This is a genomic window from Chloroflexota bacterium, assembly GCA_014360805.1.
In the GTDB taxonomy this organism is placed as follows: Bacteria; Chloroflexota; Anaerolineae; order DTLA01; family DTLA01; genus DTLA01.
The window spans coordinates 21,353-34,372 of the sequence record JACIWU010000032.1; the positions used below are offsets into that span (position 1 = coordinate 21,353).

General features: G+C 64.2%; 13 protein-coding genes. 3 read left to right on the top strand and 10 right to left on the bottom strand.

Annotation, left to right across the window (positions count from 1 at the left end):
• Positions 1–41 precede the first annotated feature (41 nt).
• The 3 genes from H5T65_07145 (at position 42) to H5T65_07155 (ending at position 3,444) form a co-directional block, all read left to right on the top strand.
• Complete coding sequence (locus tag H5T65_07145; GenBank protein MBC7259008.1) at positions 42–986, top strand: creatininase family protein; 945 nt, start codon at positions 42–44, stop codon at positions 984–986.
• 73 nt (positions 987–1,059) lie between these two features.
• Positions 1,060–1,869 (top strand): sugar phosphate isomerase/epimerase, encoded by an 810-nt coding sequence (locus tag H5T65_07150; protein ID MBC7259009.1) that lies wholly within the window; start codon positions 1,060–1,062, stop codon positions 1,867–1,869.
• 15 nt (positions 1,870–1,884) lie between these two features.
• Complete coding sequence (locus tag H5T65_07155) at positions 1,885–3,444, top strand: hypothetical protein (GenBank protein MBC7259010.1); 1,560 nt, start codon at positions 1,885–1,887, stop codon at positions 3,442–3,444.
• Positions 3,445–3,720: 276 nt separating this feature from the next.
• On the opposite strand, the gene H5T65_07160 is transcribed toward H5T65_07155, so the two are convergent.
• The 10 genes from H5T65_07160 to H5T65_07205 form a co-directional block, all read right to left on the bottom strand.
• Positions 3,721–3,954 carry a hypothetical protein gene (locus tag H5T65_07160; GenBank protein ID MBC7259011.1) on the bottom strand — a complete coding sequence of 78 codons (234 nt, stop codon included), beginning with the start codon at positions 3,952–3,954 and terminating at the stop codon, positions 3,721–3,723.
• A gap of 19 nt (positions 3,955–3,973) precedes the next feature.
• On the bottom strand, positions 3,974–4,867 hold the full coding sequence (locus tag H5T65_07165; protein ID MBC7259012.1) for a hypothetical protein: 894 nt from the start codon (positions 4,865–4,867) through the stop codon (positions 3,974–3,976).
• A gap of 3 nt (positions 4,868–4,870) precedes the next feature.
• Entirely contained in the window at positions 4,871–5,959 is a 1,089-nt protein-coding gene (locus H5T65_07170) for an ABC transporter ATP-binding protein (GenBank protein MBC7259013.1), read from the bottom strand.
• Positions 5,960–5,989: 30 nt separating this feature from the next.
• Complete coding sequence (locus H5T65_07175) at positions 5,990–6,826, bottom strand: ABC transporter permease (protein MBC7259014.1); 837 nt, start codon at positions 6,824–6,826, stop codon at positions 5,990–5,992.
• Entirely contained in the window at positions 6,823–7,680 is an 858-nt protein-coding gene (locus H5T65_07180) for an ABC transporter permease subunit (GenBank protein MBC7259015.1), read from the bottom strand. Before H5T65_07180 ends, H5T65_07175 begins: the two co-directional genes overlap by 4 nt.
• A 98-nt stretch (positions 7,681–7,778) precedes the next feature.
• Positions 7,779–9,011: an extracellular solute-binding protein gene (locus tag H5T65_07185; protein ID MBC7259016.1), complete on the bottom strand. Its 1,233-nt coding sequence runs from the start codon at positions 9,009–9,011 to the stop codon at positions 7,779–7,781.
• Positions 9,012–9,119: 108 nt separating this feature from the next.
• Positions 9,120–10,103, bottom strand: a complete 984-nt coding sequence (locus tag H5T65_07190; GenBank protein MBC7259017.1) for a Gfo/Idh/MocA family oxidoreductase — start codon at positions 10,101–10,103, stop codon at positions 9,120–9,122.
• 35 nt (positions 10,104–10,138) lie between these two features.
• Positions 10,139–10,972: a sugar phosphate isomerase/epimerase gene (locus tag H5T65_07195; protein MBC7259018.1), complete on the bottom strand. Its 834-nt coding sequence runs from the start codon at positions 10,970–10,972 to the stop codon at positions 10,139–10,141.
• A 24-nt stretch (positions 10,973–10,996) separates the two neighbouring features.
• Entirely contained in the window at positions 10,997–11,806 is an 810-nt protein-coding gene (locus tag H5T65_07200) for a sugar phosphate isomerase/epimerase (protein ID MBC7259019.1), read from the bottom strand.
• A gap of 34 nt (positions 11,807–11,840) precedes the next feature.
• Positions 11,841–12,842, bottom strand: coding sequence for a LacI family DNA-binding transcriptional regulator (locus H5T65_07205; GenBank protein MBC7259020.1), 1,002 nt, complete (start codon positions 12,840–12,842; stop codon positions 11,841–11,843).
• Positions 12,843–13,020: the final 178 nt, after the last annotated feature.

The window sequence follows — 13,020 nt, forward strand, 5'->3', positions numbered from 1 at the left end:
TGAGCACGCAAAAATGGGAACTGCCCCCCAAGGGCGGGCACATGGATTTGCCCACGCAAGTCTATTTGCAGAATATGACCTGGAAGCAGATTGAGGAGCGCCTGAAGAAGAACGACCTCATCATCGTTCCCGTCGGCTCCACCGAGGCGCACGGCCCGCACGCCTGCCTGGGCGAGGACACGTTCCTGGTTACCCGCATGGCCGAGGCCGTCGCCCTTCGCACGGGCTGCACCGTGGCCCAGCCGATCTGGTACGGCTCGCATCCGTATCATCACATGGGCATGCCCGGAACCATCATCGTCCCCGAGGAGATCTTCGTGGGGCAACTGAAGGCGGTGATGGCCGGGCTGTGGAACATGGGCTTCCGCAAGCAGATTCTGCTCAACGGCCACGGCCAGGAATACGTCATCCCCACCGCCATTCACCAGTTCGCCAAGACGTACCAGGTGCCCGGCGTGTTCGTCAACCTGAACTGGTACCACGCGATCCCCGATCACTTCAAGACGAAGGCCGAGGGTGGCCCCTACGAGACCAACTTCATCCATGCGGACGAAGTGGAAACTTCTTGGTCGCTGGTGCTGTTCCCCGAGTTGATGGACATGAGCGCCGTGGTGGACACGCAGCCCACGAGTTTCCTGGGCGACAAGATGGCCAAGCACGTGGACAAGGCCGGCAACCTGCTCCACAGGCCCATCGCCTGGTACGGGCAGGTGGGGCTGGGGCCGATTGAGGTGGCGGCCTACAAGCCCGGCGTGGTGGGCAAGGCCAGCCTGGCCGACCCGAACAAGGCCAAGCCCGGCGTGGAGGCGCTGCTGGACTACATGGTGGAGTTGGTGAACGACATCATGGAGCGATTCCCCGCAGGGGTGCTGCCGCCGATTGACCAGATCACCCAGCGGCGGCGCGACGAGATTGAAGCCGCCATCAAAGGCCCGCTGGCCGAAGGCGGTTGCAGCATCTACGCGCTGGCCTATCCGCCAGCCTAGCGACCCGGCAACACGAGGCCGGCAATCGCCGGCCTCGCCTTTTGTCGCAGGGCGCGCATCCGCGAGGAGGGCTATGAAGAAAGCCATCGTCGTTTCCACCCACGCGGCGCAATTCAACGCGGTCGCATTCAAGGGCGATCTGGAGGCCAACCTGGCGCGCATCGCGTCTCTGGGCTATGATGGCGCCGAACTGGCCATCCGCGACCCGCGCGCCGTGGACGCGGAGGCCCTCGCCGACCTGATTCGCAAGTACGGCCTGGAAGTGCCTGCCATCGGCACGGGCCAGGCATGGGGCGAGGAGGGGCTATCGTTCACGGATCCGAACCCCGTCGTGCGGCGCGCTGCCGTGGAGCGGGTGAAGAGCCACGTGCCGGTGGCGGCCAAGTTCGGCGCGGTCATCATCATCGGCCTGCTGCGGGGCATCGTGAGGCCGGGCGTGGCGCACGCGCAGGCGTGGGCCTGGATGACCGAGGCTCTGCGCGAGTGCGCGGGGGCGGCGCTGGCGGCGGGCGTGAGGATTGCGGTGGAGCCGATCAACCGCTACGAGACCACGCTTGTGAATACCGCCGCCGACGGCCTGGCCCTGCTGGAGCAAGTCGGGATGCCCAATCTCGGCCTGCTCCTGGATACGTTCCACATGAACATTGAGGAGCCCGACATCCACAGGAGCATCCGCGCGGTTGCGCCCCGACTGTTCCATTTCCACGTGGCCGACTCCAACCGCTGGTATCCGGGGGCGGGCCACCTGGATTTCCCGGCCATCGTGGCGACGCTGCGCGAGGTGGGGTACGACGGCTACATCTCGGTGGAGGCGATGCCCGTGCCCGATGGGGACACCTGCGCCGCCGAGGCCATCAAGGCGATGCGCTCCTGGGGGCTGTAGGGCGGGGAGGTGAACATGGAGGAGTTGCTGGTTCGGCTGCTCAAGGCGCCCGCGGTAGGCTACGTGCAGGAGGACTACCGCGCCGGCCTGGCGGAAAGGCTAGGCCTTCTCGTCGGGGGCGACGTGTACGCGCAGGCCATCGCGGCCTCGCCAGACGGCCTGTTCTTCCTGTGGCGCGGCGGCGGAGGCAAGCGGCTGGCCTGGCTGCGCACGGAGCCGGGGCGGGAGATGGCGGGGGACATCCATCCGATTGACTGGGGCGGGCACGTGCTGTATCTGACCACGGCCCCCCTTTCTCACGACAACCTGAAGGTCTTGCGGCGGCATCTGCCCTTCCTGTCGCCGCGCGTGGCGGGGCTGCGCGGCTCGTTCGGGTTCGGCGACCGCATCGGCGTGGCGACGCCCGGGCACGTGCGCGCGGCGCGGCGGAGCGGCCTGGTGCCGTTCTTCGCGCAGCAGTCCATCCGCGAGATGGCCCGCACCGAGCGCACGCCGCAAGGGGTGATGGACGACGCCATCTGGGGCGTGTTCCAGGCGGGCTGGGATAGGGATTTCGGAGCCGACGCGGATCATCTGAAGACGCCCGAGGATGTGGCGGCTTGCGCGGCGGCAGGGTACACCATGTTCACCGTGGATCCGGGCGATCACGTGGACAATCAGGCCGACGTGGCGGACGTCCCCGCGCTGCGGGAAAGGCTGGAGCGGGCGCCGTGGGGCGCTCTACGCACGTCGTGGCGCGCGCTGGAGGGGCGCTACTCGGGCAAGTCCTGGCGCATAGAGGCGGGCGTCGTGGTGGAGTTTGACGACGAGCGGCTGGCGCGCGCGGTCGTCAAGTACGGGCGGGCGATCGCCCACACGGCATCGCTGTACGAGCACGTGCGCGATTGCATGTCGCCGCGCCCCTTTGAACTGGAGATGTCGGTGGACGAGACCGAGGCCCCGACGACGCCCGAAGAGCATTTCTTCATCGCGCAGGAACTTCAGCGCCTGGGCGTGGAGTGGGTGAGTCTGGCCCCTCGGTTCGTCGGCAGTTTCCAGAAGGGGATTGATTACATCGGCGACCTCAAGGAGTTTGAGAGGTCCTTCGCGGCGCACGCGGCCATTGCCCGTCGCGTGGGCCCCTACAAGATCAGCATCCACTCCGGCTCGGACAAGTTCAGCATCTACGGCATCGCGGCGCGCCACACGGAGGGGCTCCTGCACGTGAAAACCGCCGGCACCAGTTATCTGGAGGCCCTGCGGGTGGCGGCGCACAAGGCCCCCGACCTGTTCCGCGAAATCTTGGGGTTTGCGAAGGGGCGCTTTGAGCACGACCGGGCCACCTACGCCATGTCGCCTGCGCTGCGCAACGTGCCCGACCCCGACGCGCTCGCGGACGGGCAGTTGCCGGGCCTGCTGGAGCAGCCCGACGCGCGCCAGGTGCTCCATGTTACCTTCGGCTCGGTGATGACTCACAGGGAGGGGGGCGAATACCGCTTCCGCGACCGGCTGGTGGCGATGTTGCTGGCGCACGAGGAGACGTACTACCACGCTCTGGAGCAGCATTTCGTCCGCCACTTTGAGGCGTATGGGTAGCGGGGTTGGCGCGGGGCTAGACCCCCGCGGTGAGGGGCATTTGGATCGCGAAGGAGACGAAAGCACACGAAAGCCACGAAAAGCACGTCCGCACGCGGGGCGTTCCCTCTCCCGCGGCGGAAGAAATGGCAGGGGTGACCCACGGGTCGCCCCTGCAGCAAACCGGCCCTCGCAGGGCTTTGCGCGTCTAGCCCGATGCTTCAGCGTCGGGCGCGGCGGGGCTAAACCCCCGCGGTGAGGGAGAGCGAAGCCCCTTCGGGGCTCCAAGTCGCGGATTCACGCCGTCAGGGCCAGTGCGGCCACGGCCTCCTGCGGCAACTCCAGACGGACGAAGTAGTCCACTGGGTACAGGTAATCCTCACCGGATTCGTCAATGACCCTTACATAGCCGTCTTTGGCCGCAGACTCATCCTCAAGGAGTTGGTACACTTTGCGCAACTCCAGGTCTTCAGCGCCTTCGTTGCGGATGCAGAGCGCGAATTGAGGCTCCGATTGAGCCTTTCTAGTCATCGCTCATCCAGGAATTGGATTACCGCAACGCCCTCACCGGCAGCGTCTCGGCAAGCGCCGCGATTTCCGCCAGCGAACGGCGGAGCGGGCCGGGCTGCGACAGTTTCAGCGATGTGGCGGCGGCAGCGAAGCGGCAGGCTTCGTCCGGCTCGCGCGTCAGGCGGCGGGCCAGGTACGTGGAGATGCACGTATCGCCGCGCCCGGTGCGCCCGCTCAGGTTCTCGGCGACGAACGGCGACTGGTACACCTTCCCCTCGGCCCACACGGTAACGCCCGAAGCGTGCGTGAGGACGATTTCCTTCGGCCCGTAGGCGGCGACGAGCGGGAGCGCGGCGAGCGGGTCGGTCTCGCCCGTCAGCGCCTCGGCTTCGGCCTGGTCCAACTTCAGCGTGTGGACGAGCGCCAGCCCCTTGCGCCGCTCCGGCCACTCTTCGGTGGGCAGGTCGTTGCCGCGCGGGACGCGCACGAACCCCTGGATGTCCAGCGCGATTTTCGCCTTGCGGGCAAATCGTTTCACCAAATCCAGGGATACAATGCCGGCCATGATGGGGCCGATGAACACGTACTGGCCGTTCCAGCGGGGGAGGTCGTCCAGGTCAAAGAGACTGGCGTGGCCGATGGGATGGCAGATGCGCCTGTCCATGTCGGCGGTGTTGTAGATGTTCTCAATGCCCGAGGTCTGGGGCGCCGGCTGGGCGTACACGGCGATGCCTTCCGCCTTGAGTTCATCCAGGAGGCCGAAGTCCGACGGGTGCAATCGCGTGATGACGCCGGTGCGGATGCCGAGCCGCGCCACGGCGATCGCGCCGTAGTACACCGAGCCGCCCGAAGCGACCACGCGCTCCTGGCCGTGAACGAGGACATCTTTGGCGAAGTCGCCGACGAAGAGGATATCAAATTGGGGCTGTGGCATACGCTACCTCACGGCGCAGATGAGGCTTTCCAGGATAATGCGGCATCGCTCGTAGGGGAGGTGCACGTACACGGCCTGGCCGTTTTCAAACCGCTCCGCGCCGTGCGTCTGCACGCGGATTTCCACGCCCCGGACGTCTACGCGGTAGTCAAACTTGTCGCCCAGGTAGGTGCTCTTGGCGATGAGGCCGGCAACCTCGTTGGGGCCTTTGTCGCCCTCGGCGATGCGCAGGCGGACATCGTTGGGGCGGATGAACAGGAGCACGTCTAGCCCCACGTGCACCGATTCCACGGGCGGGACGGCGATGTGTTCGCCCTGAACGTCCAGCACGACGCGCTCGCTCTCCACCGCGACGACCTTCGCGGGGATGAAGTCGGAGAGGCCGATGAAGTCGGCCACGAACTTGGTGGCGGGGTGGTCGTAGATTTCCGCCGGCGTGCCCACCTGTTGCACGCACCCCTTGTTCATCACAGCCACCCGATCCGACAGCGCCAGGGCCTCTTCCTGGTCGTGGGTAACGTACACCGCGGTAATCCCCAGGCGCTTCTGCAGGTCTTTGATCTCAAACCGCATCTCTTCGCGCAGTTTGGCGTCCAGGTTGGAGAGCGGCTCGTCCAGGAGCAGGACTTTGGGGCGGTACACCAACGCCCGCGCCAGGCCCACCCGCTGCTGCTGGCCGCCGGAGAGTTGCCGGGGGTAATGCTTCTCGTATCCTTCCAGCCGCACCAGTTTGAGTGCGTCTTTCACCATGGCCGCGCGCTCGGCCTTGTTCATGCCCCGAATCATGAGGGGGAATTCCACGTTCTCAAACACCGTCATGTGCGGGAATAGCGCGAAGTTCTGGAACACCATGCCGAGTTCCCGACGGTGGGTTGGCACGTCCGTAACGTCCTTGCCGTCAATGAACACGCGGCCCTCGTCGGGAATGTTCTGGCCGGTGATGCAGCGGAGGGCGGTCGTCTTGCCGCATCCGCTGGGGCCGAGCAGCGTCATCAATTCGCCCCGCCGGATGCGAAGGGTTACATGGTCATTGGCGACGATGTTGCCATAGCGTTTGGTTACATCCACCAACTCAATCATCCAGTTGGACATGAGGACCTCCGATGTGGGTATCTTTGAATCTTACACGCCCTTGAAGCCGCCCACCAGTTTTTCCGGCTGCACCTGGCGCTGAATCATGAACAGCACGAAGAGCGAGGGGATGATCAGGATCATGGAGAGGGCGCTGGTTACTTCCCAGTAGCCCTCGCCGACGGCCAGGTAGGTGCGCACGGGCAGGGTGATGGTCTTCGGGCCGTAGGTCATCAGGGTCAGCGTGAACTCGTTGTACGAGGTCGTGAAGGTGAAGATGATGGACGACAGGATGCCGGGCATGACCAGCGGGAGCGTGATATGGAAGAACGTGCGCAGGTTGTTGGCACCGCACACGCTGGCCGCTTCCAGCACGCGCTCGTCCAAGCCCTCAAACGTGGACGAGAGCACCAGGATAGCATAGGGCGCGCAGATGGCCACGTGGGCGATGGCGACGCCCAGGTGGGTGTCGATCAGGTGCAGGCGATAGAAAATCTGGGCCACGCCCAGAGCATAGGCGATGGGCGGGATCATTCGGGGCAGGAGAATGGTTGACATAATGGCCTCTTTGCCCGGGATTCTCCGCCGGCCCAGCGCCCAGCCCGTGGGGATAGCGATCATCGTGGAGATGCCCACGGCGATGCCTGCAATGACCAGCGTATTCCGCAGCACCTCTGGGATGTTGGTTACGGTGATGGCCCAGGTGTACCAGTCCAGCGTCAACTCCGGCGGGAACCACAGTTTGCCGAACCAGTTGCGCCCCACGGATTTCAGCAGGATCATCAGGAAGGGCGTGGTAACCCAGAGAAAGAAGCACAGTAAGAACGTATAGGCCAGCAGTTTCTTGGCGTTGAGCAAGGCTTTCAGGTATTGGCGCAGGATTCTCATGATGCCGTCGGTCTCCTTAGCACGCGCATGTAGAGGGTGAGAAACGCCAGTTGGAGCAGTGCCATGACAACGGCCATGGCGCTGGCGGCTTCCCACCGCGCCGGCGTGAATACCTCAATCTGCTTGTAAATCTGCACGGCCAGCGGGCGGTAACTGCCGCCGGTGATGAGCGGGATGCTGAACGCGCCGAAGGCCGCCATGAACGTCAGCACCGAGCCCGCGAGGATGCCCGGCATGATGAGGGGAATCACGATGTGGCGGAGCACCTGCCAGGGACTGGCTCCGGCCACCCGGGCCGCCTCCTCAAACGCGGGGTCAAGCCCCTCCAGCGTGGACAGCGTAGTAACGGCCGTGTACGAGAAATAATGCCACACGTAGAAGATGACCAATCCCGTGAGCGTGTAGTTGATCTTGACGGGCTGATCCACCACGTGCAGGCCCTGCATTAGAAAAAGGTTGAGCCAGCCGCGGCTGCCGTAGAACAGCAGCAGTCCCAATGCGCCCACCAGTCCGGGGACTGTGATGGGAACCAGGATGGTCAGGCGGAACAGCCGATGCCCCGCGAGTTTCTGGCGCAGGAGCAGCGTCAGCGGCACGGACAGCAGAATGGACAGCACGGTGCACGCGATGGCCAGGAAGAACGTCAGCACGATCACCTGGCGCGAAGAAGCCTGTCCCAGAAAACTCGTGTAGTGCTGAATCGTCCAGCCCGTGGTGAGCCCTTCGGGGCGGAAACTGCGGACGACGGTTACCAACATCGGGTAGAAGAACAGGCCGAAGAAACTGGCAAAGCCCGGCAGGAGCATCAGCAGGCTCATTAATCCGTAACGGTGCTTCTTTAAGAAAGAAGCCATGATCCTCGGTGCCTCCTTGATTTGGATGCGGTCGCGACACGCCCGAGAACGGTCTGGGCGTCCACGCGGGACGCCCAGACCTCACGGGAACTCACCCGCTATTTGGGCAGGAGTACCTCAGGGCCCTTTTCCTTGACCCAGTCGGTGAACTCTTTGTTGTTCAGCCGCACGCGCACCTTCTCAATCTCGCCCCACTTCGGGATCTTGCGCCACACGACATCGGGGATCTTGTCCTCAATAGCGGTGCCGGTGTACTGCCACATCTCCGTGATGAGGCGGATCTGCTGGTCGTCCGACAGCAGGTAGTTGATGACCTTCATGGCCACCGTCTTGTAGGCGTCGGGGATGTTGTCCGGGATGGCCAGATAGCCGTCGGAGCCGGCGGGCATGCCGTCGCTGAGCGAGCCGGCCGCGATGGTGGGTGGCATGGTGCCTTGGCTAATGGACCACAGCGAGTAGTCCATGGCGTAGCACGCGATCCAGGTGTCGCCGGCGTTGAAGTCCTCAAACATGTTGGTTGGCTCATTGGCGATCTTGCAGTAGGTGATGAAGTCTTTCAACTTGGCGATGGCGTCCTGGTACTCCGGCTTCTTCTCCAGTTCTGCCAGCGGGATGGGGGTGCCATCGGGGTTCGTCAGCGGCACGAAGGCGTTGACGAAGGCGTAGGGCAGGCTGCGGCCCGAGCCGGACTTGGAGTCGGGGCGCATCCAGCCGATGTGGCCCTTCCACTCGGCGCGGCGCTCGTAGAATTCCTTCCACGACTTGGGCGGATCCTTCACGTATTCGGTGTTGTAGATGAGGGTGTACTGGCTGCGCCAGTAGAGCGCGCCGGTTCCCTGGATGTCCACGCCCTGCGCCGTCTTCAAGTACTCCTCCGGGCACTTGGCCAGGTTCGGGATCACGTCCAGCCGGTCGGGGTACAACTTCACCAGCGGGATGTTACTCTTGATGAGGTTGGCCAGGTCATCCGGCTTCATGAACAGCAGGTGGATGTCGCCCTTGCCCGGCTCCCAGGCCTTCATGCGCTCGGCGACCTCAGCGCTCTTGGAGACCACGTAGTTTATCTTGATGCCCAGTTGCTCCTGGACGGCCGGGAGGATTCGGGTCTTCCAGTACAACTGGAAGTTGGCGCCGGAGTTGGTATCCACGACGGTGATTTCGGTGGGCAGCGGTGGCGGCGGCGTCGCGGTTACGGGTACGATGACCGTTTCCTTGACGGGTACCGGGACGGTCTCCTTGACGACCACCGGCGTGGGCGTCGGTCCGCAGGCCGGAAGCACGGCCGCAGCGACCAGCAACAGGGTTACGACCGCAAACAGTGTCTTACGCATGGCTCTCCTCCCCTTTCATGCTTTGCTTGCGAATGGTTACGCCGATACGGACTCCCCTAGCGATACCCTATCCTTGTCTTCGGTTTATCACCTCCTTTCGGCGCCCCGTCAGGCTTCCAGCGGCAGGCGAACGGGCTTTCCCGACCTGGCGCTGCGATACACCGCCTCGGCCAGTTCTACCGCCCGATAGCCATCCAGGGCTTTCACTGGCGGGAAACCTTCTCCCATGACGGCGTCTACAAAGAGCTTGTCTTCCTCCACGTAGCCCCACTTTTCGGCAGTGGACAGTTGGAAGCAGTCATGGGTGATGATCTGCTGATTCAGCCCGGGGCTGTAGGTTACCTTTTCCATCTCCTCGGTTACGATGGACGAATGCTCGCCATAGAGTTCTATCCGCTCAAACGGGAAGGCCCAGGAACTATGCGCGCACGACGAGAATACGGCGTAGTGCCCGTTCTCAAAGGTCAGGATGGCCGAGAAGTCGTCCAGTTCCTTGTACACATTGGCCTCGGCGCGGCAGTACACCTCTACCACTTCGCCCATCAGCCAGCGGATCATGTCCAGCAGGTGGATGGTGGATTCGTACAGGAAGCCGCCGGTGAGGGCCGTGTTGCCGACCCAGGGCGGGGTGAGCAACTCGCCGCGATTCATCTTGACGTTCGCGGAGAGCGGCGCGAATCCCTGCGCGATGCGATCCTTGGCGAATTTGTACACGGGGGCAAACCGCCGATTGAAGCCGATCTGATAGATGAGCCCTGTGCGTTCCACAGTGTCCAGAATCTGACGCGCCTCGCCCAGGTCGGTGGCCATGGGCTTCTCGCTGAAGACGTGGATTCCTCGCTCCAGCGCCGCCAGGACGGGTTCCAGGTGCAGTGCGTTGGGCGTCGTAACGTACACCGCATCGGGCTTCTGCGCGAAGATCTCGTCTAGGGATGTGCAGGCTTCGCATTGGTACTCCGCGGCAGCCTTCTCGGCGTTGGCGGGGACGATGTCGCCAATGGCGACAATCTGCACTCGTTCGTCCTGGCGCAGGTTCTGGGCGTGAACCCGACCCATGTAGCCTGCTCCGATGATGGCGATCCGAACGGTCATTCTGGCGTCTCCTCCAGGTGATGCGGTGGCGTGTTTCACTGAACCCGAAAGCCGGCCCTCGTGAGCAGGGCTACGGTCTTGGCGCGAGCGTCGGCGGCAAGTTCGTGGGCGGGCCTCTTCCAGTATGCCGGCCTGAAGAGTTCTATGGAGCACAGGCCGTCAAAGCCAATTATACGCAGGTTGTTCAGGATATCAAGCAGCGGAATCACGCCCTCCCCGGGCAGCAGGCGGTGAGCGTCGGTCAGCGTAGCCCGAGGTTTGTCCTCGGCGTCGTTGATGTGGAAGATGTAAATCTTGTCCGGCGCGACGGGCAGGATGGAGTCCAGCGTGGAGCCGCCCGCGTAGAAGTGGAATGTGTCCAGCACCAGGCCCACGTTGGGCAGGTTGGCCTCGCGGACGATTTCCCAGCACTGGGCGAGCGTGGAGACGGAACAATCGGCCTGGCCCAGGAACTCGTAGGCGAGTTTGATGTTGTGCGCCGCGGCAATCTGCGCCAGGTCGCCCAGGACGCGGACGGACTCGCGCTTGATGTCGTCCCACGTGGCGCCAGGGGGCGTGGGGCTTGGCACGACCACGATCTTGTCGCAGCCGATGGCCTCCGCGATTTCGCTGTAGCGGCGGCACTGCTCGCGAATCTCCCGAAACCCGTCGCCCTTGAACGTGATGTGCTCAATGGAGTTGATGCTGACGGGCTGTATCCCGTTGGCCGCGAACAGCGCGCGCAGGTCATCGGGCGTGTGGCTTTGCAGGTAGTGGTTCATCTTGCCGGCCCAGATTTCCAGCACCTTGAACCCCGCGCTGCTGGCCGCGGCGATGTCTCCTTCCAGCGTTGCTTTCATCGTCGTAGCGCCGTTGAAGCCCAGAAGCATACGAGCCTCCAAAGGATGTATGGGTTACGCAAAGTGTTGCTGCAGGTACTCGCGCGAGCGTCGCAAATACTCGCCGAGTTGCTCCCGCCAGCCTTCGCCCTTGACCGGCGTGAACGGGTCGGGGCCGGAAGCGGTGCACTCCACGATGATGTCGCCGGCGTAGCCGATGCGCTTGAGCGCGGCGGCCAGCGCGGGGAAGTCCGTGTGCCCCAGTCCCAGGCCTGCGCGGTTGGAATCGGCCACGTGGAACAAGAACAGCCGCCCGTCGGCGTGGTCAATGGCCTGCGCCGGGTTCGACTCCTCAATGTTCATGTGGTAGGCGTCCAGCAGGATGCCGACGGAGGGGTGCGCCACAGCCTGCACGAATTCCACCGCCTGCGCCGCAGTGTTCAGGAGGTGGCTTTCGTAGCGGTTGAGCACCTCCATGGCAATTCGTACGCCCGCTTCGGCGGCGCGCGGGGCCAGCGCGGCCACGCCGCCCAACAGGTAGCCGTACTCTTCGGCCTGCGACGCGATGGCACGGACGCGACCCACTGCGCCGTGGCAGGACACGACGGGGCAGCCGATGTCGTGCGCGAAGTCAATCAGGCGGCGGTAGTAGTCCAGGGCGCTTCGGCGGATGGCCGCGTCGGGGTGCGCCAAGTCCACGTTCTCGGGCGTCAGCGACAGCACCGCGAGGCCGGTTTGGCGGCAGATGGCGCGGATTGCATCCGGACGATGGGCCTGCAGGTCGCCCATCAGTTCCAGCCCATCATAGCCCATGCCGGCGACCGTATCGGCGATTCGGTCAATGGGCATGTCGCCGAATATCCATGTGCAGACGCCAAATCTCACGGGTGGCCTCCTTGCCAGGGTGGTTGTGCCTGGTTCACTTGGGCGCGCCGGTGGACTCGCGCACCACCAGGGTCGGCTCAATCGTAACGTCCTGCACGTCGTCGGCGCCGTTCAGCAGGCGCAAGAGCATCTCCATCGCCATGCAGCCCATGTCGTACTTGCGCTGGCGGATCGTCGTGAGCGGAGGGTCCAGGTACTCCACGATGGGGATGTCGTCATAGCCCACGACGGAGATATCGTCGGGAACGCGTATGCCCATGCGCTTGAGCGCGCGGATGGTCCCGATGGCGGTCATGTCGTTGTAGCAGAAGATGGCGGTGGGGTGCGCTCCTTGGGACATCAGCCGGGCCGTTGCCTCCATGGCTGCTGCGGGTCTCCCATCGCCGTCGGCCAGCAGCGCCGGGTCAAGGGCAATACCGCGAGACTCCAGGGCCATGCGGTACCCGTTCATTCGCGCCTGGCTTGAGTTGACGTTGTTGGGCGACGCGATGTAGGCGATGCGGGTGTGGCCCAGCGACAGGAGGTGCTCGGTGGCGATCTGCCCGCCGCGCAGGTCGTCTGTCCCGATGGAGTACACGTACTGGCCGGTCTGCTGATTGTTGATGAGGACGATGGGCACGCCGAAGTCCTCCAGGAGCGGCAGGTACAGGTCGCCGATGCGCGAGGCGGTTACGATGATGCCGTCCACGCGCTTCTCGCGCAGCGCCTTCACTGCGGCGAGTTCGCGGCGCGGTTCGGCGTTGGAGTTGCACAGGATGATGGTGTAGCCGTGGTTCTGGCCCGTTTCCTCCAGACCGCGCACGATTTCGGAGACGAATGGGTCGGCGATGGTGGTAACGACGACGCCGACGGTCTGCGTTCGGCGGGTTACCAGGCTCCTGGCGAGGGCGTGAGGGCTGTAGCCCATCTCCTTGGCCAGTTGTTTGATGCGCTCGCGCGTTTCTTCCTTGACGAGGGGGCTATCGGCCAGTGCTCTGGAGACGGTGGAATGAGATACGCCGGCGGCTCTGGCAATGTCCTTTATGGAGACACCCATCGCAACCCTCCGAACTCGCGCGTGGCAGGGGCGCACACGTTTGCAATAGTATTATAGCATCTGCGGGCACGATTGTCAAACTGCGCCACTTCTCCCTTCACGCTCTGGGACGGCGCGTGGCCCGCCGGACGCTGAAGCATCGGGCTGAGGGGGCGAAGCCCTGCGGGCTGGGGGTAGC

Coding starts and splice junctions, on each gene's coding strand:
- H5T65_07195 (MBC7259018.1), bottom strand. CDS start 10,972: ATGCTTCTGGGCTTCAACGGCGCTACGACGATGAAAGCAACGCTGGAA.
- H5T65_07160 (MBC7259011.1), bottom strand. CDS start 3,954: ATGACTAGAAAGGCTCAATCGGAGCCTCAATTCGCGCTCTGCATCCGC.
- H5T65_07205 (MBC7259020.1), bottom strand. CDS start 12,842: ATGGGTGTCTCCATAAAGGACATTGCCAGAGCCGCCGGCGTATCTCAT.
- H5T65_07150 (MBC7259009.1), top strand. CDS start 1,060: ATGAAGAAAGCCATCGTCGTTTCCACCCACGCGGCGCAATTCAACGCG.
- H5T65_07185 (MBC7259016.1), bottom strand. CDS start 9,011: ATGCGTAAGACACTGTTTGCGGTCGTAACCCTGTTGCTGGTCGCTGCG.
- H5T65_07190 (MBC7259017.1), bottom strand. CDS start 10,103: ATGACCGTTCGGATCGCCATCATCGGAGCAGGCTACATGGGTCGGGTT.
- H5T65_07170 (MBC7259013.1), bottom strand. CDS start 5,959: ATGTCCAACTGGATGATTGAGTTGGTGGATGTAACCAAACGCTATGGC.
- H5T65_07175 (MBC7259014.1), bottom strand. CDS start 6,826: ATGAGAATCCTGCGCCAATACCTGAAAGCCTTGCTCAACGCCAAGAAA.
- H5T65_07165 (MBC7259012.1), bottom strand. CDS start 4,867: ATGCCACAGCCCCAATTTGATATCCTCTTCGTCGGCGACTTCGCCAAA.
- H5T65_07180 (MBC7259015.1), bottom strand. CDS start 7,680: ATGGCTTCTTTCTTAAAGAAGCACCGTTACGGATTAATGAGCCTGCTG.
- H5T65_07155 (MBC7259010.1), top strand. CDS start 1,885: ATGGAGGAGTTGCTGGTTCGGCTGCTCAAGGCGCCCGCGGTAGGCTAC.
- H5T65_07145 (MBC7259008.1), top strand. CDS start 42: ATGGATTTGCCCACGCAAGTCTATTTGCAGAATATGACCTGGAAGCAG.